The 22836-nt window shown below is 72.6% G+C and carries 18 protein-coding genes; 9 read left to right on the top strand and 9 right to left on the bottom strand.

The genetic code is table 11. From position 1 onward, the window contains the following. Nucleotides 1–50: 50 nt before the first annotated feature. The 4 genes from NUM_RS34520 to NUM_RS34505 form a co-directional block, all read right to left on the bottom strand. A complete protein-coding gene (locus NUM_RS34520; protein WP_207129143.1) occupies nucleotides 51–809 on the bottom strand; it encodes a phosphatase PAP2 family protein in 759 nt (252 codons plus the stop codon). Nucleotides 810–869: 60 nt separating this feature from the next. Beyond that, complete coding sequence (locus NUM_RS34515; RefSeq protein WP_207129142.1) at nucleotides 870–1664, bottom strand: DUF4097 family beta strand repeat-containing protein; 795 nt, start codon at nucleotides 1662–1664, stop codon at nucleotides 870–872. Between the two features lie 95 nt (nucleotides 1665–1759). Next, nucleotides 1760–2320, bottom strand: coding sequence for a response regulator (locus NUM_RS34510; RefSeq protein WP_030449000.1), 561 nt, complete (start codon nucleotides 2318–2320; stop codon nucleotides 1760–1762). 97 nt (nucleotides 2321–2417) lie between these two features. After that, nucleotides 2418–6842, bottom strand: a complete 4425-nt coding sequence (locus NUM_RS34505; protein WP_207129141.1) for a HAMP domain-containing protein — start codon at nucleotides 6840–6842, stop codon at nucleotides 2418–2420. A 382-nt stretch (nucleotides 6843–7224) separates the two neighbouring features. Here NUM_RS34505 and NUM_RS34500 point away from each other — a divergent pair, with 382 nt between their 5' ends. Further along, nucleotides 7225–9333 (top strand): SpoIIE family protein phosphatase, encoded by a 2109-nt coding sequence (locus NUM_RS34500; RefSeq protein ID WP_207129140.1) that lies wholly within the window; start codon nucleotides 7225–7227, stop codon nucleotides 9331–9333. Nucleotides 9334–9432: 99 nt separating this feature from the next. Here NUM_RS34500 and mycP read toward each other — a convergent pair whose 3' ends face one another. Together mycP and NUM_RS34490 are read right to left on the bottom strand one after the other, a co-directional pair. Then, nucleotides 9433–10761, bottom strand: coding sequence for a type VII secretion-associated serine protease mycosin (gene mycP, locus NUM_RS34495; protein ID WP_225919043.1), 1329 nt, complete (start codon nucleotides 10759–10761; stop codon nucleotides 9433–9435). 279 nt (nucleotides 10762–11040) lie between these two features. After that, complete coding sequence (locus NUM_RS34490) at nucleotides 11041–11622, bottom strand: hypothetical protein (protein ID WP_207129139.1); 582 nt, start codon at nucleotides 11620–11622, stop codon at nucleotides 11041–11043. Nucleotides 11623–11929: 307 nt separating this feature from the next. Between NUM_RS34490 and NUM_RS34485 the strand changes: the two genes are divergently transcribed. The 6 genes from NUM_RS34485 (at nucleotide 11930) to NUM_RS34460 (ending at nucleotide 19564) form a co-directional block, all read left to right on the top strand. Continuing rightward, nucleotides 11930–12625 (top strand): SDR family oxidoreductase, encoded by a 696-nt coding sequence (locus tag NUM_RS34485; protein WP_207129138.1) that lies wholly within the window; start codon nucleotides 11930–11932, stop codon nucleotides 12623–12625. A 162-nt stretch (nucleotides 12626–12787) separates the two neighbouring features. Further along, nucleotides 12788–14260: an FAD-linked oxidase C-terminal domain-containing protein gene (locus NUM_RS34480; protein WP_207129137.1), complete on the top strand. Its 1473-nt coding sequence runs from the start codon at nucleotides 12788–12790 to the stop codon at nucleotides 14258–14260. Beyond that, complete coding sequence (locus NUM_RS34475) at nucleotides 14260–15522, top strand: FAD-binding oxidoreductase (RefSeq protein ID WP_207129136.1); 1263 nt, start codon at nucleotides 14260–14262, stop codon at nucleotides 15520–15522. Before NUM_RS34480 ends, NUM_RS34475 begins: the two co-directional genes overlap by 1 nt. A gap of 4 nt (nucleotides 15523–15526) precedes the next feature. Then, nucleotides 15527–16819 carry a (Fe-S)-binding protein gene (locus NUM_RS34470; protein WP_207129135.1) on the top strand — a complete coding sequence of 431 codons (1293 nt, stop codon included), beginning with the start codon at nucleotides 15527–15529 and terminating at the stop codon, nucleotides 16817–16819. Between the two features lie 126 nt (nucleotides 16820–16945). Then, nucleotides 16946–18346, top strand: a complete 1401-nt coding sequence (gene lpdA, locus NUM_RS34465; protein ID WP_207129134.1) for a dihydrolipoyl dehydrogenase — start codon at nucleotides 16946–16948, stop codon at nucleotides 18344–18346. Nucleotides 18347–18751: 405 nt separating this feature from the next. After that, nucleotides 18752–19564 (top strand): Fpg/Nei family DNA glycosylase, encoded by an 813-nt coding sequence (locus NUM_RS34460; protein ID WP_207129133.1) that lies wholly within the window; start codon nucleotides 18752–18754, stop codon nucleotides 19562–19564. 78 nt (nucleotides 19565–19642) lie between these two features. Here NUM_RS34460 and NUM_RS34455 read toward each other — a convergent pair whose 3' ends face one another. From NUM_RS34455 to NUM_RS34445, 3 genes are all read right to left on the bottom strand, one after another. Further along, nucleotides 19643–20140: an ArsR/SmtB family transcription factor gene (locus NUM_RS34455; protein WP_207129132.1), complete on the bottom strand. Its 498-nt coding sequence runs from the start codon at nucleotides 20138–20140 to the stop codon at nucleotides 19643–19645. Continuing rightward, a complete protein-coding gene (locus NUM_RS34450; RefSeq protein WP_207129131.1) occupies nucleotides 20133–20612 on the bottom strand; it encodes an SRPBCC family protein in 480 nt (159 codons plus the stop codon). The genes NUM_RS34455 and NUM_RS34450 overlap by 8 nt, the downstream gene beginning before the upstream one ends. Nucleotides 20613–20740: 128 nt before the next feature. Beyond that, nucleotides 20741–20989, bottom strand: a complete 249-nt coding sequence (locus NUM_RS34445) for a hypothetical protein (protein ID WP_207129130.1) — start codon at nucleotides 20987–20989, stop codon at nucleotides 20741–20743. A 168-nt stretch (nucleotides 20990–21157) separates the two neighbouring features. Between NUM_RS34445 and NUM_RS34440 the strand changes: the two genes are divergently transcribed. Then, the gene (locus NUM_RS34440) at nucleotides 21158–21412 is read left to right on the top strand and encodes a GntR family transcriptional regulator (protein ID WP_207129129.1); all 255 of its coding nucleotides are present in this window, start codon (nucleotides 21158–21160) and stop codon (nucleotides 21410–21412) included. A gap of 124 nt (nucleotides 21413–21536) precedes the next feature. Next, nucleotides 21537–22790 carry a sensor histidine kinase gene (locus tag NUM_RS34435; RefSeq protein ID WP_207129128.1) on the top strand — a complete coding sequence of 418 codons (1254 nt, stop codon included), beginning with the start codon at nucleotides 21537–21539 and terminating at the stop codon, nucleotides 22788–22790. Nucleotides 22791–22836: the final 46 nt, after the last annotated feature.

Raw genomic sequence — 22836 nt, 5'->3', positions numbered from 1 at the left:
AGCGGGTCCTGCCGGCTGGAGTGACGAGCGGGGCGTGCCGGCTGGGGTGATCAGCGGCGGGTGCCGACCCGGGCCGGGTACGGCGGCTGGTCGTCCCGGCCGGACCGGTCGAGCGCCGGCAGCCAGCGACGCAGCGGAGGCATCCGGGACAGGCCGGCGAGGAAGACGACCGCGGTGGCGGCCGCCAGCGCGCCACCGACGGTGTCCCCCGGGTAGTGCACGCCGAGGTAGACCCGGGAACCCATCACGCAGACGGCGAAGATCGCGCCGCCGATCGCGACGCCGCGCTTCGCCGCCGGCGGTACCAGGATGACCGCGGTGACCATGATCGCCCAGGCCGCGGCGGAGTGGCCGCTGGGGAAGCTGCCGCTGCTGGCCGTCTCCAGCCAGAGCTTCTTCGTCGGGCGGTGCTCGTCGATCAGCGCCTTCGCCACGTAGGTGACGCCGGTGCTGCCGATCAGCACCCCGAACACCCGCAGCGCCTGCCCGCGGCGGCGGGCGAGCAGCAGCACGATCGGGATCACGAAGCCGAGCACCGCCCACAGTTCCGGCGTCGCGACCAGCGTGAACGCCTTCGCGATCGGGGTGAACAACCCGTTGCGCAGCGACGAGACGAGCCAGTCGGTGTCGGTGCCGGCGCTGGTCATCGGGCCGGTCTTGACGAACAGCCCGAGCACCAGCAACACGATGCCGAGCCCGACGCCGGCGCAGATCAGTCGCGCACCGAGCGCCGCGGAGGGCCCGTAGGTGCGCGCGGCGAACTCGGCGTCCGGGGTGCGCACCGGCACCCGTACCCGTCCAGCGCTCATCGGATGAACCTTAGCGTGTGCCGAGGTGGGCGCTGGCCGACGCCGCGATGTGGTGGGCGGTCATTCCCCCGGCCCGTCGCCGGCCGCCGGGTCTGCGGACGAATCGCCGGGTGAGCCGCCGGTACTGATGGTCACGTCGCCGTTGTCGGTGGCGGCGACGAGGGTCCGTTTCGCCCCGCTGGTGTCGGTCAACTGCGAGTTGACGTCGCCGTACTTCGTCTGGGTCGTCACGTGGTAGGCCGACTCGGGCACCGTGAGCAGGATGTTGCCGTACGACGAGCGGGCGGTCACCCGCTCCGGTGCGCCGGTGAAGTCGAGCGAGATGTCACCGCTGTCGCTTTCGGCCAGCACGTCGTCCGATCCCAGCTGGCGCGCCGTCACGTTGCCGTAGTCGGTGGACGCCCGGATCTGCCCGGACAGCTTCACCAACGACAGGTCACCGTGCGCGGCCACCACGTTCAGGTCGTTGCTCAGCCCGTTCGCGATGACGTCGCCGTACCCGGTGGACAGCGACACCTTGACCCCCGGCGGCACCGCCACCTGGTAGTTCGCCCCGCAGTTCAGGGTGACCCCGACGCACGGTGCGGTCACCCGCAGCTCGTCGCCGTGCAGCCGCCAGGTGGCCCGGTCCCGCGCCTTGCCGGTGAGCCACCGCTGCACCTTCACCGTGCCGGCCCTGCCCGGCACGAGCGTCACGTCGTTGTCGACCACGACCGTCAACGCGTCGCCGGTCAGGTCGAACGACCGGGCGCTGTGCGTACTGTCGCCGGACAGGCCGACGTTCATGTCGCACCCGGTCAGGGCGACGCCCGCAGCCAGCAACGCGGCCACCGCCAACCCGCTTCGTACCCGCACCAGACGCCTCCCGTACTCCTGCGAAGTCGTCCTCAAGCTACGGGTCGGCGTGGCCGCGCGGATCCGGGCGTGCCCCGGATCCCTACCCCTAAGAGTCAGCGGTCGAGGACCTCGTCGGCCTCGCCGAGGATGGCGAGCGCCTCGGACGCGGCCGAGCCGTCGTTACCGCGCAGCACGTCCGCCGCTCTGTCCATGATGGACACCAGGGAACGCTGCTCGGCCTCGCGTGCCTTCGCGGTCGCGGTCTGCTCGGCCAGCTGCTGGTTCTTCAGCCACAGCTCGACGAAGACGGAAACCTTGGCACGCAACACCCACGGGTCGAACGGCTTGGTGATGTAGTCGACCGCGCCGGCCGCGTAGCCGCGGAACGCGAGGTGCGCGTCCCGGTCGACCGCGGTCAGGAAGATGATCGGTACGTGTCGGGTGCGCTCCCGCTGCTTGATGTGCCCGGCCGTCTCGAAGCCGTCCATCCCGGGCATCTGCGCGTCCAGCAGGATCACCGCGAAGTCCTCGCTGAGCAGGCGCTTCAGCGCCTCCTCGCCGCTGCCCACGGCGATCGGATCGACCGGCATCCCCTGCAGGATGGCCTCCAGCGCGACCAGGTTCTCCCGCCGGTCGTCGACCATCAGTACCCGGGCGCGTCGCGGTGCTGTCATGTATGCGTTTCCCTTCCCCATCGCACGGCCGATCCGAGCCGGTCTCCCCCGTGACCATTCTGGCCCTCCCCGTCGGCGGCGCCAACGGACCGGTGGGTCATTCCGCGGTGTCCCGGTTGGGCAGCCAGGACGCCATCAGGTCCAGCAGCTCGTCCAGGTCGACCGGCTTGGCGATGTAGTCCGAGGCACCGGCCTCCAGACTCTTGTCCCGGTCGCCGGGCATCGCCTTCGCGGTCAGGAACACGATCGGCAGGTCGGCGAACTCGGGCTTCTGCCGGATCAGCTGCGTCGTCTCGTACCCGTCCATCTCCGGCATCATCGCGTCCATCAGGACGATGTCGACCGGCGCCTCGTCGGCGAGCTTCTGGATCCCGTCGCTGCCGTTGTCGGCGTACAGCACCGTCATGCCGTGCATCTCCAGCGCGCTGGACAGCGCGTACACGTTGCGGATGTCGTCGTCGACGATCAGCACCCGGATGCCGGACAGGTCCGGCGCCGCGCCCCGCTCGGTCTCGGTACCGGCGGCCTCGCTCTCGGCAGGCCGCTCCGCCGGCGGTGCCACGATCGGTACCAGCGCCTTCGCCGCCTCCTGCACCGACACCGGCTTCCACGGCTCGGACGGCCGGGACGACAGCGCCGCGGCGGTCTCGGCCGGCAGTACCGCCGGGATGGTCAGGGTGAACGTGCTGCCCTCGCCCGGTTCGCTGCGCACCGTGATCATGCCGCCGAGCAGCTTCGCCGCCTCCCGGCTGATCGACAGGCCGAGCCCGGTCCCGCCGTACTTGCGGCTGGTGGTGCCGTCGGCCTGCTGGAACGCGTCGAAGATGAGCTGCAGCTTGTCCTCCGGGATGCCGATGCCGGTGTCGGACACCGCGAACGACACGGTCTGCTCGGCGTCGTCGAGCGAGGGGACGCCGAACCGGGTGTCGGCCGGCGTCGGCTCGACCCGCAGCGACACCTTGCCGCCCGGCTCGGTGAACTTCACCGCGTTGGAGAACAGGTTGCGCAGGATCTGCTGCAGCCGCTGCGCGTCGGTGATCAGCCGGTCCGGCACGCCTTCCGCGACGGAGACGGACAGTTCCAGCTTCTTCTCGTTGACCTGCGGCTGGAACGCCTGCCGCACGTACCCGGTGATCTCGTCGACCGGCACCTCGGCCGGCTGTACGTCCATCCGGCCGGCCTCCACCTTGGACAGGTCGAGGATGTCGTTGATCAGCACCAGCAGTTCGGAGCCGGAGCTGTGGATCGTCCGGGCGAAGTCGATCTGCTTGTCGGACAGGTTGCGCTCCGGGTTGTCGGCGAGCATCCGGGCCAGCAGCAGCAGGCTGTTCAGCGGGGTACGCAGCTCGTGGCTCATGTTCGCCAGGAACTCCGACTTGTACTGCGAGGCGCGGGCGAGCTGCTGCGCCTTCTCCTCCAGGCCGAGCCGCGCCATCTCGATCTCGCGGTTCTTGACCTCGATGTTCTGCTTCTGCTCGGCGAGTGCGGTCGCCTTCTCCTCCAGTTCCAGGTTGGTGCGCTGCAGCTCGTTCGACTGGTCCTGCATCTCCCGGGCCAGCCGCTGCGACTGCGTCAGCAGCTCCTCGGTACGCCGGTTGGCCAGGATCGTGTTCAGCGCGATCGCGATGGTGGTGACCAGCCGGTCCAGGAACGTCAGGTGCAGCCCGGAGAACGTGCCGAAGGAGGCGAACTCGATGACGCCGAGCGGCTCGCCCTCGAAGATCACCGGCAGCACCACCACGTCGGACGGCGGCGCCGTGCCGAGGCCGGAGCGCACGGTGAGGTAGCCCTCCGGCGTACCGGTGATGCGGATGGTGCGGCGGGACAGCACCGCCTGGCCGACCAGCCCCTCCCCCGGCGCGAACACCACCTCGGTGCCGGGCGAGACGTAGCCGTACGAGGAGACCAGCCGCAGCCGGGGCACCCCGGCCTCTTCCCGGTCGTACATGAAGAACGCGCCGACCTGCGCGTTGACCAGCGGGGTCACCTCGTTCATGATCATCCGGCAGACCTCGCCGATGTCCCGCTGGCCCTGCAACAGCGCCGAGACCCGGGCCAGGTTGGAGTTCATCCAGTCCTGCTCGGCGTTCTTCTTGGTGGTGTCGCGGAGCGTGACGATCATCTGGTTGATGTTGTCCTTCAGCTCCGCGACCTCGCCCATCGCCGCGACCGCGACGGTCCGGGTCAGGTCACCGCGGGTCACCGCGGTGGACACCTCGGCGATCGCGCGCAGCTGGGTGGTCAGCGTGGACGCCAGCTGGTTGACGTTCTCGGTCAGGTCCTGCCAGGTACCGGAGACGCCCTTGACGTGCGCCTGACCGCCCAGCTTCCCCTCGGTACCGACCTCGCGGGCCACCCGGGTGACCTCGTCGGCGAACGACGACAGCTGGTCCACCATCGTGTTCACCGTGTTCTTCAGCTGCAGGATCTCGCCCTGCGCGTCCACGGTGATCTTCTGCGACAGGTCGCCCTTGGCGACCGCGGTGGTGACCGAGGCGATGTTGCGGACCTGGGAGGTCAGGTTCGACGCCATCGAGTTGACGTTGTTGGTCAGGTCCTGCCAGGTACCGGAGACGCCGGCGACCCGGGCCTGGCCGCCCAGGTTCCCTTCCGTACCGACCTCGCGGGCCACCCGGGTCACCTCGTCGGCGAACGACGACAGCTGGTCGACCATCGTGTTCACCGTGTTCTTCAGTTCCAGGATCTCGCCCTGCGCATCGACCGTGATCTTCTGCGACAGGTCACCCTTGGCGACGGCCGTGGACACCTGGGCGATGTTGCGGACCTGGGCCGTCAGGTTGCCGGCCATCGAGTTCACGTTGTCGGTCAGGTCGCGCCAGGTGCCGGAGACGCCGGACACCCGGGCCTGACCACCCAGCTTGCCTTCCGTACCGACCTCGCGGGCCACTCGCGTCACCTCGTCGGCGAACGACGACAGCTGGTCGACCATCGTGTTCACCGTGTTCTTCAGCTGCAGGATCTCGCCCTGCGCATCGACGGTGATCTTCTGCGACAGGTCACCGTCGGCGACCGCGGTCGACACCTGCGCGATGTTGCGCACCTGCGAGGTCAGGTTCGACGCCATCGAGTTGACGTTGTCGGTCAGGTCCTTCCAGGTACCGGAGACGCCGTGCACGTCGGCCTGGCCGCCCAGGTTCCCCTCGGTACCGACCTCGCGGGCGACCCGCGTGACCTCGTCGGCGAACGACGACAGCTGGTCGACCATCGTGTTCACCGTGTTCTTCAGTTCCAGGATCTCGCCCTGCGCGTCCACGGTGATCTTCTGCGACAGGTCGCCCTTCGCGACGGCCGTGGACACCTGGGCGATGTTGCGCACCTGCGAGGTGAGGTTGCCGGCCATCGAGTTGACGTTGTCGGTCAGGTGCCGCCAGGTACCGGAGACGCCGGACACCCGGGCCTGACCACCCAGCTTCCCTTCCGTACCGACCTCGCGGGCGACCCGCGTCACCTCGTCGGCGAACGACGACAGCTGATCCACCATCGTGTTCACGGTCGACTTCAGTTCCAGGATCTCGCCCTGCGCGTTGACGGTGATCTTCTGCGACAGGTCGCCGCGGGCCACCGCGGTCGACACCGACGCGATGTTGCGGACCTGCGCGGTCAGGTTCGCGGCCATCGAGTTCACGTTGTCGGTCAGGTCCCGCCAGGTACCGGAGGCGCCCCGCACGTCCGCCTGACCGCCCAGCTTCCCCTCGGTACCGACCTCGCGGGCCACCCGGGTCACCTCTTCGGCGAACACCCGGAGCGTGTCGGTCAGCGAGTTGATCGTGTCCGCCAGCTCGGCGACCTCGCCCTTGGCGCCGACGGTGATCTTGCGGGACAGGTCGCCCTGCGCGATCGCGGTGGCCGCCTGGGAGATCGACCGCACCTGGTTGGTCAGGTTCGACGCCATCAGGTTGACCGAGTCGGTCAGGTCCCGCCAGGTACCCGACGCGCCCCGCACGTCGGCCTGACCGCCCAGCTTCCCCTCGGTACCGACCTCGCGGGCCACCCGGGTCACCTCGGCGGTGAACGTGGAGAGCTGGTCGACCATCGCGTTGACGTTCTGCCCGATACGGGCGAACTCGCCCTTCAACGGCCGGTCGTCGATGGTCAGCTCGGAGCGCTGGGACAGGTCACCGGCCGCGACCGCCTCGATCACCCGGGCGAACTCGCGGTTCGGCCGCACCAGGTCGTCGATGACCTCGTTGATCGAGCCGGCGGTCTCCTGCCAGCCGCCCTCCAGCGCCTCCTGGTCGAGCCGTTCGGCCAGCCGGCCCTCGCGGCCGACCACCCGGCAGATCCGGCGGACCTCCCGGGTCGACCGGCGATGCACGGCCACCACGTCGTTGAACCGGTCGGCGACGTCGCCGGCCAGCCCGTTGCGGCGGGTCAACCGGACGTTGAAGTCGCCCTGGCGGAACCGGCTGAGTGCCTCGGCCAGCTCCAGCAGGACCGCCTCGGCGGCCGTACCCTCGACCGGACCGCCGGTCGGCGCGTCCGTCCTGTCCACCGTCGTCATTGCTCGCTCACTGCTCCTCGCGGACGTCGGCCACGTCGTACGAACCCTACGGCTGGATGTGGCTACGTGCACAGGCCGTAGCGACACGATCAGCGGTAGGGTTCTGGCCCCAGTCAACCGCACGGCTCGGCCGACCTTTGGGGCACGGAAAGCAAACAGGTACATTCTTCGCCCAGGAATTTGCAGTCTGCCACAACCGCAACGGCCCGGCAGCCGACGGTCACCGGTACCGGCCGGCGCTCGGTATCGTGTGACGGGGCCACGGCGGCGTCGCTGTCGGACAACGCACCGCAGATGCCCACATCGCACCGAAGGTGCGGCGACCGCGGAGCCTGCGCGCCGGTGTCGACTCCCGGTACGAACCGGGAAAACGGGAGGTGGGGTGACCACTGCGGTGCATCGCCGGCTACGGCTGCCCGCCGACTACCGGTCACCGGCGGCGGCCCGGGCCGCCGTGCGCGAGGTGCTCGTCGAGTCCGGCCAGAGCGACCTGCTCGACGAGGCGCTGCTGCTGACCACCGAGCTGTCCACCAACGGTGTGGTGCACGCCGGTACCGACCTCGACGTCGACATCGCCGCCGACGAGCGCGGCGTCACCGTCACGGTCACCGACTACCGCGGCGGGCCGATCGAGACGAACCTGCTCACCCCGGACGAGACCGCCGAGCACGGCCGCGGCCTGCTGCTGGTCGACCAGTTCGCCACCTCCTGGGGCACCACCCACGACCCGACCGGCAAGGGCGTCTGGTTCCGGCTGGAGCGCGGCGGCCCGCCGGCCCGCACCCGATACGGCCAGCCCACCCGGCCGCGCCCCGAGTCGCCGGAGGCGGCCGCCACCGGCCCGGCCGACGCGCTGGTCTGGCTCGTGCACGTACCGGAGGACCTGCGGCAACGGTTGACCCTGCCGCAGCTGCTGTCCGAGCTGCTGCTGCGGCTGTGCGAGGTGATCGGCGCCGCCGGCGGCGCGGTCTACGTGGACGCCTCGGACGGCCGCGGCCAGCGGATGGTGGCCCGGCAGGGTACGGCCGGGCTGCCGGTGGTGGAGGCGCCGGACGGCATCGCCGCCCCGGAGGCCGAGCCCGAGACGGCCGAGTCCGCGCCGTCCGAGTCGGTGCCGCTGCCGCTGCCGCGGCCGCTGTCCGGCCGGATCGAGCTGCACACCGCACCGGACGCGGCGCTCACCGAGTCGTGGCACTCGCTGGCCCAGCTGTCCGCCGAGCGGATGACCATCGCGATCGAGAACGACCGGCTGCGCGACATGGACCGGGCCCGGCGCAGCTGGCTGACCTACCTGGCCGAGGCGAGCGAGCTGCTGGCCCAGTCGCTCGACGTGGAGCTGACCCTCGCCCTGGTCCCGCAGCTGGTCGTACCGCGGCTCGGCGAGTGGTGCGCGCTGCACGTGCTCGACGAGTACGGGGAGCTCAGCCTCGCCGCGTCCACGCACGCCGACGAGGGCGCGCTGCCGCTGCTGCGCCGGCTGCTGTCCGGCCACGACGACGAGGAGATCACCGACCGGCTGACGGAGGCGGCACACGGCGACGGGGTCGTCGCGCTGCCCCGGCCGGCCGAGGGCGTCGCGGTACCACTGATCGCGCGCGGCGGGGTGCTCGGCACGCTGTCCGTGGGCCGCCCGCCCGACCGGCTGCACGCGCCGGACGACGTCACGATCATCTCCGACATCGCCCGCCGCGCCGCGCTGGCCATCGAGAACGCCCGCATCCACGCCGAACGCGCGGACGTCTCGCAGGCGTTCCAGCGGGCGCTGCTGCCGTCCGCGCTGCCGACCGCGGACGGTGTCACGTTCGCCGCCGAGTACGAGCCGGCGAGCACCGGCACCGACGTCGGTGGCGACTTCTACGACGTGCTGGAGCTCGGCGCCGACCAGTGGCTGATGTGCATCGGCGACGTGTGCGGCAAGGGCGCCCAGGCCGCGGCGCTGACCGGCGTGGTCCGCGACGTGATCCGGGTGCTGGTGCGGGACGGCCGGCCGCTCGGCCGGATCGTCGAGCTGCTCAACCAGACCCTGCTCGACCAGCACGACGGCTACCGGTACTGCACCCTCGCGATGGCGGTGGTGGCCCGCGCCGCGGACGGCGCGCTGGAGATCGAGCTGTGCCTGTCCGGCCACGACAAGCCGTTCCTGGTACGGCCCGGCGGCGGGCCGGACGGCGGCGAGGTGCCGAACCCGGAGCAGGTCGGCGAGTGCGGTACCGCCGTCGGGCTGCTGCCGGAGGTGACCGTGACGCCGGTGAAGTTCCGGCTGGCGCCGGGCGACGCGCTGGTGTTCTTCACCGACGGGGTGACCGAACGCCGCCGCGGCGGCACCCTGTTCGGCCACCAGCGGCTGCGCCGCGAGCTGCGCGGCCTGGCTGGTGCGCCGGCGGCGACGATCGCCGGCAAGCTGACCGACGCCGTCCTGTCGTTCACCGCCGACCCGCCGCGCGACGACATCGCCGTCCTCGTCCTCCGCAACGAACCCGCCGCCCCCTGACTCCCCGGGGCACCGGGCGGGTCGTCGGTTCGGGTGGACCTCCCCGGGGCACCGGGCGGGTCGTCAGTCGGGTGGACCCCCCGCGGCCCGGGCGGATCGTCAGTTCAGGTGCACGTCGACCGTGAAGGTGGCCGCGCTGTCGGTGCCGGGCAGCCGCACGGCGGTGGTGGCCGGCGGTTCCGGCTCGATCGGCGGCGGCGCGGCCGGGTCGTACTCGGCGGGCCCGCGGCGGGCCGACCGCGGTCCGGGCAGCCGGCCGCGCAGCCCGGGGCGCCAGCCGCGACGCCGCCCGGCCGGTACGACGACGGCGAGCACCAGCAGCGCGATCACCACGGCGAGCAGCCCGACCGCCGCCCACAGCGCCGCGGTCCGGACCGGGTCGGCGGCGTCGGTACGGCTCGCCGCGGCGGGCAGCGCGCCACCGGCGGCGGCGCCGTCGCCCGGCTCGCCGAGCACCTGGGTGACCGCCCGGTACGGGTTGACCACGCCGTAGCCGACCCGGTCGTCGTGCCCGTCGGCGGGATGGTCGGCGGTCGCCTCCAGCCGGGTCGCCACCTGGTCCGGCGTCAGCTCCGGCCGGTACGCGCGGATCAGCGCCGCGGTGCCGGCCACCACCGGCGCCGCGAAGCTCGTGCCCTCATGGGGGCGGTAGCCGGAGCCGGTGCCGGCCGGTGCGACGATGTCGGTGCTCGGCGCGGCCAGGTCGACCCAGTCGCCGGTCACCGACTCGCTGTCGTGGCCGCCGGACGAGTCGACCCCGCCCACCGCGACGACGTCCGGGTACGCCGCCGGATACTCGGGCTGGTCGTCCGCCTGGTTGCCGGTGGCGGCGACCATGACCACGCCGTGCTCGTGCGCGTAGCCGACCGCGGAACGCAGCTGCGGGGTGTCGTCGGTGGTCAGCGACATGTTGATGACCGTCGCGTCGTGGTCCACCGCGTACCGGATCGCGGCGGCGATGCGCGGCGACCCGTCGTCGAACTTCTCGGTGTCCTCGGCGATCCGGATCGGCAGGATGGTCGCTTCCGGTGCCACACCGGCGAAGCCGGAGCCGTCGACGCGCTTGCCGGCGATGATGCCGGCGACCGCCGAACCGTGCCCGTTGCAGTCGGTGTCGGCGGTCCCCTTGCCGCGGACCAGATCCGTACCGGCCTCGACCCGGCCGGCGAGCTGCCGGTGCTTCGCGTTGACGCCGGAGTCGAGCACCGCGACGGTGACGCCGCGGCCCTGGCTGATCGGCCAGGCCCGGTCGGCCGCGATGCGCTTGACCGCCCAGGGCTGGTAGTCGACGTTGTCGATCTGGCCTTGCGAGCACTGCGGGGCGGCGTCGGCGACGCCCGGCGCGACCAGCACCGCGCCGCCCAGCACCGGGCCGCCCAGCGCCAGCACCGTCAGCGTCGCGACCGCCAGCCGCCACGACCCGCCCACCCGGCGGCGAACGCCCCGGTCGAGCCGGCGTCGAACGCCGCGGTCCGGCCGGTGCCGACGGTCCGTGCGGTCCGAAGCTGCGGGTAGCCGTGGCATCACCCGAGCGATCCTAGGGCCCGCAACAAAACGGGCCGGCGTCGCCTGCCGTCGGCGTACCGTCCGGCCTGGTGACAGGAGGTCACCGCCGTCCGGCTACCGGTACGACGGCGGCGACGCCGGTGGGCCCGCCGCCAACGGCGAGCCCACCGCGGCGTCGCCGCAGATGTCCACTATGGACGGTCAGGACAGGAACGGCACGTAGTCGTCGATCTTGTTCGCGAGGTGCTTCGGCAGGTCGGCGGTGAGCCAGGTGAAGGTGCCGAAGTGGTCGACCACCGCGATGCCGATGGCGGCCAGGCCGATCAGGATCGACAGGACGGCCACCAGCCGGCCGCCGACGTGCGCCCGCCGCGCACTGATCAGGCCGATCACCGACAGCAGGATGCCGAGCGCACCGACGACCGCACCGACCCGCGCCAGCACCTCGGTGACGCCGAGGGTCGCACCGGCGACGGTGCAGATCAGGCCGATGGTGATCGGGAAGCTGGTACGCGCCTTGCGCCGCTCGTCGTCGTCCAGGTCGAGCGACGACGGGCTGCCCGCGGCGGGGGAGCCGAACGGGTTCGCCGGGGTGTTGCCGCGGTCCGGCAGGCCGCCGAGCGCGGTACCGGCGAACGGGTTGTCCTCGTCCGGCGTGTCGGTGCGCCACGGGTCGGCGCTGCCCGGCCGGGACGCGGTCTGGGTGCTGGTGTTGCGCAGTGGCAGGCGGTGGGTCACCGGATCGTCTCCGGAGTTGAAGCCGCCACCGTTCGGATCGGTCACAACGCGCCTCCTCGGTGCGTCTTTTCGGGGGTGTTCGCCGGCGAACCGGCCCGACTGCCTGGTCGTTGGTTCGCCGAGACGCTTGGTTGTGTAACACGGATCGACACTGTTTGGGCAGACCCGTACGGACCGGCGCCACCATCTCGCGGTGCGCAGTCGTCACCCGCGTACCGCCATCGATGACTCACCGCATGCACGCGCACCGGGTGGGCCAGTTTCCGTGACATGAAAACTCTCACGCCGTATTTGCGTTAATTACTCGTTTTGCCGGCGCCACGCAAGGTGCGGACAGTAATACGGTGGGGACATGCGGGTGGTTGTGGCTGGTGGGCACGGGAAGATCGCACTCCGACTGACGCGCCAACTGGTTGCGCGTTCCGACGCCGTGGTGAGCCTGATCCGCAATCCGGACCAGGCCGACGAGCTTCGTGAGCTGGGCGCACATCCGGTCGTCCTGGATCTGGAGTCGGCGACGCCGGAGCAGGTCGCCGAGCAGGTCCGGTACGCCGACGCGGTGGTGTTCGCCGCCGGCGCCGGCGCGGGCAGCGGCGCCGAGCGCAAGCAGACGATGGACCGCGACGGCGCGATCCTGCTCGCCGACGCGGCCCGGCTGGCCGGCGTCCAGCGGTACCTGCTGGTCTCGTCGATGGGTGCCGGCGCCCCGCCGCGGCCGGGCACCGACGAGGTGTTCGCGGCGTACCAGAAGGCGAAGGGCGAGGCGGAGGAGGAGTTGCGGCACCGGCCCGACCTGGCGTTGACGATCCTGCGGCCCGGCCGGCTGACCGACGACCCCGGTACGGGGCGGATCCGGCTGGCGCCGGAGGCCGAGCCGGGCGAGGTGACCCGGGACGACGTGGCCTGGGTGCTGGCCGCGCTGCTGGACGAGCCGGACACCGCGGGCTTGACGTTGGAGCTGGTCGGCGGCGGTGCGTCGATCGCGCAGGCGGTCTCGTCGGTGGCCCGTACCGGGCACGGCGTCCGGCCGGAGCCCAACGGTCCCTGACCTGCCGGCGACACGGGCCACGCCGCGACTCCGGTCGTGCCGTTGTGGTTTGTTGACCCGGCACTCGGGGCGCCGTAGTTTGGCCGTACCAAGAGGTGCTGCAGGATGGCGTCGGATGGCGACTCGCCGGTGACCGGCGGGGCGTGAGCGCTGGAGGCGCGGATGGAAGTGCCGGCCCGGCTGGCGGCAGTGGCCGAACGGCTCGCCGCTTCGCTCGGCCCGCACGCGGTGCTGTCCGACCCCGCCGAACTGCGCACCTACGAGTGCGACGGCCTGGCCCGCTACGCGGTCAGCCCCGGGCTGGTCGTGCTGCCGGAATCCACCGAGCAGGTCGCCGAGGTGGTACGCGCCTGCCGGGACGCCGACCTGCCGTTCGTGGCGCGCGGCTCCGGGACGGGGCTGTCCGGCGGGGCGCTGCCCCGGTCCGACGGCGTGCTGATCGTGACCAGCCGGATGCGCCGCATCCTGGAGGTCGACCTGGACGCCGAGTGCGCCGTCGTCGAGCCCGGCGTCATCAACCTGGCGATCAGCCGGGAGGTTTCGCCCGCGCATTACCACTACGCACCAGACCCGTCAAGCCAGCAGATCTGCTCCATCGGCGGCAACGTCGCGGAGAACTCGGGCGGTGCGCACTGTCTGAAATATGGGTTCACCGCGCACCACGTGACCGGCTTGGAGATCGTTACTCCGGATGGTGACGTGGTGTGGCTCGGTGCCGGCAAGTGCCGGCAGTCCACCGGTTACGACCTGCTCGGGGTGTTCATCGGGTCCGAGGGCACCCTGGGCATCGCGACGAAGGTGGTGGTCCGCTTGGTGCAGACCCAGCAGTGCGTCGAGACGATCCTCGCCGCGTTTCCCGACATGGCGTCGGCCGGCGAGGCGGTCAGCGCGATCATCGCCGCCGGCATCACCCCGGCCGCGATCGAGATGATGGACGCGCTGTCGATCGAGGCGGCCGAGCAGGCCGTCGACTGCCGCTACCCGGACGGCGCCGGCGCGGTGCTGATCGTCGAACTGGACGGCCCGGCCGACGACGTCGCCGCCGAGCTCGCCGCGGTGACCGCGCGGTGCGAGCAGTCCGGCGCGTTCGAGCTGCGCCGCGCCGCCGACGAGTACGAGCGGGGCGAGATGTGGAAGGGCCGCAAGTCGGCGTTCGCCGCGGTCGGCCGGATCAGCCCGGACTACATCGTGCAGGACGGCGTGATCCCCCGTACCGCGCTGCCGGAGGTGCTGGCCGACATCGCCGCGCTGTCCGAACGTACCGGGATCCGGGTGGCGAACGTGTTCCACGCCGGCGACGGCAACCTGCACCCGCTGGTGCTGTACGACGAGTCCGTGCCCGGGCAGGGCGACGCCGCCGAGGAGGTGTCCGGCGCGATCCTCGACCTGTGCATCGGCCACGGTGGCTCGATCACCGGCGAGCACGGCGTCGGCGTCGACAAGGCGAAGCACCTGCCGAAGATGTTCACCGCCGACGACCTGGACACCATGCAGCTGGTGCGGTGCGCGTTCGACCCGGCGCAGCGCTGCAACCCGGGCAAGGTGTTCCCCACGCCGCGGCTGTGCGGCGAGGTGCCGCGCCGCGGGACCACGCCGCACCCGGCGCAGGCGGCCGGCCTGGCGGAGGCGTTCTGATGACGGCACTGGACGACCTGCGCGCGGTGTGCGAGGCGCGCGCGGCGCAGCCCACCGACCGGGTGGCGGACGTCGAGCCGCGCTTCGTGGCGTACCCGACGTCGACCGACGAGGTGTCCCGGGTGCTGCGCGCCGCGTCGGCGCACGAGCTGCACGTGGTGGTGCGCGGCGGTGGGACGAAGCTGCACTGGGGCGCGCCGCCGACCGCCGCCGACCTGATCCTGGACACGTCCCGGCTGACCGGGGTGGTGGAGCACGCCGCCGGCGACCTGATCGCGGTGATCCGTGCCGGTACCCCGCTGGCCGAGGTGCAGCGGGTGCTCGGCGAGCACGGGCAGCGGCTGCCGCTGGACGAGATGCTGCCCGGCGCGACGCTCGGCGGGGTGGTCGCCACCGGCGCGGCCGGCCCGCTGCGGCTGCGCCACGGTACGGCGCGGGACCAGGTGATCGGGCTGACCGTGGTGCGGGCCGACGGGGTCGTCGCGCACTCCGGCGGCAAGGTGGTGAAGAACGTCGCCGGCTACGACCTGGGCCGACTGCTCACCGGGTCGTACGGGACGCTCGGGGTGCTGACCGAGATCGCGGTGAAGCTGACCCCGGTCCCGGCGGCACGGGCGTACGTGCGCCGGCCGGTGCGCAGCCCCGGCGAGGTCCGCGACCTGTCGGTACGGCTGAAGCAGGAGCGGCTGGCGCCGACCGCGATGGAGGTCGAGTGCCCGGAGCCGGACAGCCTGCGCCGGCCGGCGCGGGTCCCCGGCCACCCCGACCTGATGGTGCTGCTGCTGGAGGGCCCCGCCGACGGGGTCGCGGCGCGCGCCGAGAAGGCGGTCCAGGTACTCGGCGGCGACGCTCGCGCCGACGCCGAACCGCCGGAGTGGTGGGGCAGCTACCCGTTCGGCCCGGAGGACGTGGCGTTGCAGGTGGTGACGCCGGTCGGGCAGCTGTTCGGCCCGGTGTACTCGATGCGCGACGCGGCCCGCGGTACCGGCATGCGGATCTTCTGCTCGCCGGCCGCCGGCGTGCTGCACGCCGCGATCCCCGGTGACGTCGACCCGGACCGCGCGGTCGAGATCGTCAACGCCGCCCGTACCGTCGCGATGAGCCACGGCGGCCACTGCACGGTGCTGGCCGCGCCGCCGAAGATCCGGCCGGAGCTCGACCTGTGGGGCCCGGTCGAGGGCATCGGGCTGATGCGCGCGGTCAAGCAGGAGTTCGACCCGGCCGGCCGGCTCGCCCCCGGCCGTTTCGTCGGAGGGATCTGAGACCGTGGCGAGCGAACCGGACGTGCTGGGCGCCTTCGACTCCGACCATCCGCCGTCGCGGTCGCTCGCCGACGACTGCGTGCACTGCGGGTTCTGCCTGCCCAGCTGCCCGACCTACGTGCTGTGGGGCGAGGAGATGGACTCGCCGCGCGGTCGCATCCACCTGATCCAGCAGGGGTTGGACGGCGCGCCGCTGTCCGACGCGATGGCCGGCCACTTCGACGCCTGCCTCGGCTGCCTGGCCTGCGTGACCGCCTGCCCGTCCGGCGTCCGGTACGACGAGCTGCTGAACGCGACGCGCGCCCAGGTCGAGCGGCGCCACCCGCGTACCCGAAGCGAGCGGCTGCTGCGCGCCCTCGTCTTCGGCCTCTTCCCGTACCCGCGCCGGCTCAGGCTGCTGCGCGCCCCGCTCGCCGCGTACCGGGCCACCGGCGCGGACCGGCTCGGTCACCGGCTGGCGAAGCACCTGCCGCCGGCGCTGGCCACGATGGAGGAGCTGGCGCCGCCGGCCCGCCGGGCGCCGCGGCTGCCCACCCGGGTACGGGCCCGGGGCCGGCGCCGCGCAACGGTCGGGCTGCTGACCGGCTGCGTGCAGTCCGCGTTCTTCGGCTCGGTGTCCGCGGCGACCGCGCGGGTGCTCGCGCTGGAGGGCTGCGAGGTGCTGGTCCCGCGCCGGCAGGGCTGCTGCGGCGCGCTGTCCGCGCACACCGGCCGGCGGGACGAGGCGGCCCGGTTCGCCCGCGCCACCATCGACGCGTTCGACGCGGCCGGCGTCGACTACGTGGTGACCGACTCGGCCGGCTGCGGCTCGGCGATGAAGGAGTACGTGGAGCTGCTCGCCGACGATCCGCGCTACGCCGGGCGGGCCGAGCGGCTGTCCGCCCGTACCCGGGACGTCACCGAGCTGCTGGTGGAGCTGGGGCCGGTGGCGCCCCGGCATCCGGTGCGCCGCACCGTCGCGTACCACGACGCGTGCCACCTGGCGCACGCGCAGAAGATCAGGTCGGCGCCGCGGCAGCTGCTGCGTGGCATCCCGGAGCTGAGGCTGGTCGAGCCGGCCGAGGCGGAGCTGTGCTGCGGCTCCGCCGGGGTGTACAACCTGCTCGAACCGGAGCCGGCCCGCGAGTTCGGCGACCGGAAGGCGGAGCGGATCCGGGCCACCGGCGCCGATCTGCTGGTGGCCGGCAACCCCGGCTGCCTGCTCCAGATCACCGCCGCCCTCCGCCGCGCCGGTACCCCGCTGCCCACCGCGCACACCATCGAACTCCTCGACGCCTCGCTGCGCGGCGGATCCTGAGCCGGGCGGTGTCGCCGCAGCTCGCCGCCTGGCCGGTTGTGACGCCGGTCGCTCCCGCTGGCCCCCGCGTCACCGTCGAAACCGGTGCCCGGGCAGGTCGCCAGGTAGCGGAATATGATCCGGCTCGTGAGTACACACTTTGATGTCGTGGTCCTCGGCGCCGGCCCGGGCGGGTACACCGCGGCCGTGCGCAGCGCCCAGCTCGGCCTGCGTACCGCCGTCGTTGAGGCGAAGTATTGGGGCGGTGTCTGCCTGAACGTCGGCTGCATCCCGTCGAAGGCCCTGCTGCGCAACGCGGAGCTGGCGCACATCTTCAACACCGAGCAGAAGACGTTCGGGATCCAGGTGGACGGCAAGGTCACGTTCGACTACGGCGCCGCGTTCCAGCGCAGCCGCAAGGTCGCGGACGGCCGGGTCAAGGGCGTCCACTTCCTGATGAAGAAGAACAAGATCACCGAGTACCAGGGCAGGGGCACCTTCGTCGACGCGCACACCATGACGGTGACCCTGAACGACGGCGGCTCGGAGACGCTGACGTTCGACAACTGCATCATCGCGGCCGGCACGAACACGAAGCTGCTGCCCGGTACCGAGCTGTCCGAGCGCGTCGTGACCTACGAGGAGCAGATCCTCACCGACACGTTGCCATCCAGCATCGTGATCGCCGGCGCCGGCGCGATCGGCGTCGAGTTCGCCTACGTGCTGAGCAACTACGGCGTCAAGGTCACCATCGTCGAGTTCCTCGACCGGCTGGTACCGCTGGAGGACGCCGAGGTGTCCGCCGAGCTGGCGAAGCGGTACAAGCGGCTCGGCATCGACGTGCTCACCTCGACCCGGGTGGACGGCATCGAGGACACCGGTACCGGGGTGAAGGTGACGGTGACCCGGGACGGAGCGCAGCAGGTCATCGAGGCCGACAAGGTGCTGCAGGCGATCGGCTTCGCGCCGCGCGTCGACGGGTACGGGCTGGAGAACACCGGCGTCAAGCTCACCGACCGGGGCGCGATCGACGTGGACGGCCGCTGCCGTACCTCGACGCCCGGCATCTACGCGATCGGTGACGTGACCGCGAAGCTGATGCTCGCGCACGCCGCCGAGGCGATGGGCATCATCGCGGCCGAGACGATCGGCGACGCGGAGACGATGGAAGTCGACTTCAAGATGATCCCGCGGGCCACCTTCTGCCAGCCGCAGATCGCGTCCTTCGGCTACACCGAGGAGCAGGCGCGGGACGCCGGCTACGACGTGAAGGTGGCGAAGTTCCCGTTCACCGCGAACGGCAAGGCGCAGGGCCTGGCCGACCCGAACGGGTTCGTCAAGATCCTCTCCGACGCCAAGTACGGCGAGCTGCTCGGTGCGCACCTGATCGGCCCGGACGTCACCGAGTTGCTGCCCGAGCTGACCCTGGCCCAGCAGTGGGACCTCACCGTGCACGAGGTGGCCCGCAACGTGCACGCCCACCCGACACTCAGCGAAGCGGTCAAGGAAGCCGTCCACGGCCTGTCCGGCCACATGATCAACATGTGAGTACGGTCGCCTCCCGCTGCGGCGCCGACCCGTCCCGGGCCGGCGCCGCAGTGAGTTCGGTCGCGAGCACCCGGCACCGCGCGCGGCACTCGGCGACGTGTCGGCATCGCGCCGCCCGCCTGCGCCCGGCCCGACTCGCCGCCGGGCCGACGACCTGCCACGCGCCGGGTACCACGGAGATGCCGCGGTCACGCGCTGCGAGCGCGATCGGCCCGTGCTGTCGTTACAGTGAGGTGATGGTCGCGGCGCCGCCCGCCACCTGGAGGCGCCGATGTCCACCCACACCCCCCGATCGGCTCACCAGCTGGCTGCCGCAGGCGGTCGACGCGGCGTCGCTGGACGAGGTCTTCGACTGAGCCACCGGCGACCTGCGTGCTCGGCGGGGACTCGACGGAGGGGGGCGGGATGCCGGAGCTCCCGGAGGTGGAGGCCGCGCGGGCGGTGATCGAACGGGCCGCGCTCGGCCGCCGGATCAGCGACGTCGACGACTCCGACCGGTACGTGTGCCGGCCGCATCCACCGGGGGAGATCCGGCGGGCGTTGCGCGGCCGCACTCTCGTGGCGGCGCACCGGCGAGGCAAGAGCATGTGGTGCGAGACGGACTCGGCGTCCCGGTCGGCTCCGCTGGGCATCCATCTCGGCATGTCCGGCAAGGTCGTCGTGGTCGACGCGGACGGGACCGAGGTCGACGGCGGCGACCACTGGGAGGGCGGTCGTCGACCCGGGGACTTCCGCTGGGCCCGGTTCGGCCTCACCTTCGCCGACGGTGGCCGGCTGCTGCTGGTCGATCCGCGGCGGCTGGGGCGGGTCCGGCTGGACCCACCGGTCGACCAGCTGGGGCCGGACGCGGCGACGATCAGCCCGGCGCAGTTCCGCTCCGCGCTGGCGGCCGGTGCGGCGGCACCGGTCAAGGCCCGGTTGCTCGACCAGGAGCGCATCGCCGGGATCGGCAACCTGCTCGCCGACGAGATCCTGTGGCGGGCCCGGGTGCATCCGGGCCGCCCGGTCGCCGAGCTGACGGACGACGACCGGCGACGGCTGCTGCGGGCCACCCGGGACGCGCTGCGCGCCTCGATCCGGGCCGGCGGCGTACACGAACTGACGATCGTGCCGCTGCGCCGGCCCGGCGCCACCTGCCCACGGGACGGTGGGCCGATGACGCGCGGCACGATCGGCGGCCGTACCACCTGGTGGTGCCCGGCCGAGCAACGGCGCTGACCGCCACGCGGGTCGCCCGGGCCCAGGGGGCGCGGCGTCGAGCGACAGGAGCGGCCGGCCGACGCGTACCGACCGCGGTCAGCTCGGCGGGTCCTCGGGGGATTCGGCGAGGTCGCGGAGCGTACTCAGGGCGGTGGACCAGTAGGCCTCGTAGCGGGCCACCCAGGGGGCGAGCGCGGCGACGAAGCCCGACTCGTCGATCCGGTACAGCTGCTTGCGACCCTGCTTGGTCGCGGTGACCAGGCCGGCGGCCCGCAGCGCCATCAGGTGCTTCGAGATGCCCGAGAACACCAGGTCGGGGAACTCGGCGGCGAGCTCACCGACCGACAGCGTGCCGCGCTCGGCGAGCAGGTCGAGCATCCGCCGCCGGGTCGGATCGGCCAGTGCCCGGAACGCCTCGTCGCTGCGGTCCCCCGCCGGCCGGTCGGTCTCGTCGCCCCGCTCGCCCGCCCGACGGGTCGTCGCGTCGCCCCGCTCGCCCGCCCGACGGGTCGTCGCGTCGGCACGGTCGCCCGCCGCTCGGGTGGCTTCGCTGGTGCCGGCCGAGCGGGGGGTGGCGTCCGGGTGGTCAGGCATCGGTGGTGACGGCGGCAGGCACGTCGCCGGTGGCCACCGCGGCGGCGAGGTCTTCGAGTACGTGGTGGCGGTCCAGGCCGCGGCGGTACGCCTCGGCGGTGCGCTGCCAGGTCGGCGTACCGATGCCGGCGAAGCCGTCGTGGGCGAGCGTGACGCGGGTGCCGCCGGACGCCGCCGTCAGCTCGACGACCAGCCGGCCCGGGTGCACCCAGCCGGCGTCCTCCTCCAGCCAGGACAGTACGAGCCGGCCCTCCGGGACGAGTTCGAGGACCTGCCCGCTGATCCAGGTGTCGCCGTCGGCGCCGAGCATCCGGTACGCCCCGGCCGGCTGCAGGTCGATCTCCAGCGTCGGCGACAGCCACCGGCGCAGCGCCTGCTGGCTGGCGAACCACTGCCACACCCGGCTCGGCGGCGCGGCGATCTCGATCGACTTCACGATCTCCGGCATGATCACTCCCAACATTTCACTCATCGGTAATGTTTACCGTAGGGTAAAGCGTCGGGCCTGTCAACGTCGACGGTCCGGGCCGTGCCCGACGACCACCCCGATCGCGAACGCGAGGAACAGCGAGAGGACCCAGCCGACCGCGGCCGAGGCGGTCACGACATCGATCGGGTCAGCAGGCCGGCGAGCCGGACGTAGAAGGTGCGTACCGTCGGGTTGCCGTCGAGGTCGGCGACCGGCACGACCTTCAGGTACATCGCGCCCTTGACCAGGGCGGGCGTCGCCTCGACGACCATCGCCCAGAAGCAGCCGTGGCCGTGCACGCCGGCCGCCGGGCTGATGAACACCTGATCCCCCGCGTGCGGGGTCGAACACCGGACGACCGGATGCGTACCGTGGCCCACAGCCGCTCCCTTCACGAGCGGTCAGACCCCGCGGCCGTCCTTGCCCGACGCCGCGGGGTCGCCTTGTTTCCGACCCCTGCACAGTAGCGCACTTGGAAACCTCTGGAAAGTCCCGGGAACTCCTGCGACTGACCGAGGTCTTCGGAGCCCTCGTCCTACGTTGTGATCATGGTCGATTGGACGAAGGTCAAGCCGGGCGCGTACACCCCGGTCTACGTCCAGATTGCCCAGCTGGTCCGGGACGCCATCTCGGCCGGGGAGTTCGGCCCCGGCGACCGGCTGCCCTCCGAGACGGTGATCCAGCAGGAGACCGGCATCAGCCGCCTCACCACCCGCAAGTCGTACCGGATGTTGCAGGACGAGGGGCTGATCGTCACCGTGCAGGGGCGCGGCAGCTTCGTCCTCCCCGTCGACGAGACCTGACCGGCACCAAGGCCCTCCCCGACGCAGGATCAACGGACCCCGCCGCTGCAGGCGGGGCGATGCGCCCCAGGGCGTACGTCCACGGGCCGACGCTGCGCGGCCCCGACGCGGATACCGTCACGGCATGCGCGCCCTTCCCCGGTTACCCGTGCCGGTCGACCGCCACCTGGGTCCGGTACTGATGTGGATCGGCGCCGCCGTGCTGACGGTTCTGCTCACCGCCAACACGCTGCCGCCGCCCCTCGGTACCGGCGGTGGGTACGCGCACGCCGGGCCCGCCGCGGTGGCCGGCACGGTGGCGGTCGCCGCGGCGCTGCTGCGGCGGTACCCGTTGGCCGCGCTGGCGATGCTCACCGCCGGTGCCGTGGCCGCGGCCGGCGTGCTCGCCGGGCAGCAGGTCATCCCGGGCGTGCAGCCGGGCGATCCGATGCGGGTCGGGTTCAGCGAGATGATCCCGGTGTACGTGGCGCTGTGCTACGTCTCGGCGACCCGGTCGCGCCGCACCGCGCTCGCCGCGCTGGGTTTCGGCGTGCTCGTCCCCGCCGGGTACGACGTGTTCGCGCTGGCGTGCGGGCCGGGCCTGCACCTCGCGGAGTACCAGGCGCCGGTGCTGTTCACCGCGGTGTTCGCCTGGGTGATCGGGCAGTCGATCCGGACGAGCCGGCAGCTCGCCAGCGCGGCCCGGGCGCAGGCGGCGGAGCGCGCGCTGACCGCCGAGCGGCTGCGCCTCGCCCGCGAACTGCACGACATGGTCGCGCACAGCGTCGGCATAATCGCCATCCAGGCCGGCGTCGGCAACCGGGTCATCCACACCCAGCCGGACGCGGCGCAGGAGGCGCTGCGGATCATCGAGACGAGCAGCCGGGAGGCGCTGTCCGGGCTGCGCCGTACCCTGGTCGCCCTGCGCCGGGCCGATCCCGCCGGCCCGGAACCGGCCGGTACGCCGGGGCTCGCCGAGGTCGACCGGCTCGTCGCGGGCGCCGCCGAGGCCGGCATCGAGGTCTCGGTGCGCCGGACCGGCACGGTACGGCCGGTGCCCGCCGAGGTGGACCTCGCCGCGTACCGGATCGTGCAGGAGTCGGTCACCAACGTCATCCGGCACTCGACCGCCCGGTCCTGCCGGATCGACCTGGCCTACCGGCCGACCGAGCTGGGCGTCGAGGTCGTCGACGACGGCCGGCCCGGCGCCGAACCCGGCCGCGGTACGGGAACCGGGCCCGGGTTCGGCATCGTCGGGATGCGCGAGCGGGCCGCGCTGCTGGACGGCCGGCTGGACGCCGGGCCGCGGCCCGACCGCGGCTTCCGCGTCACCGCCGCCCTGCCGATCCCGGCGACGGCACCCGAGCCGGCGCCCACCCCGAACCCGGAACCAGCCTGACCAAGAGCCACGCCGACCCCGAGCCGGCCCGAACCCGGAACCGGCC

The organism is Actinocatenispora comari, assembly GCF_017312725.1.
GTDB classification, from domain to species: domain Bacteria; phylum Actinomycetota; class Actinomycetes; order Mycobacteriales; family Micromonosporaceae; genus Actinocatenispora; species Actinocatenispora comari.
Note: the sequence above shows the minus strand (reverse complement) of the source record. Positions and strands in the feature narration are given on the sequence as shown.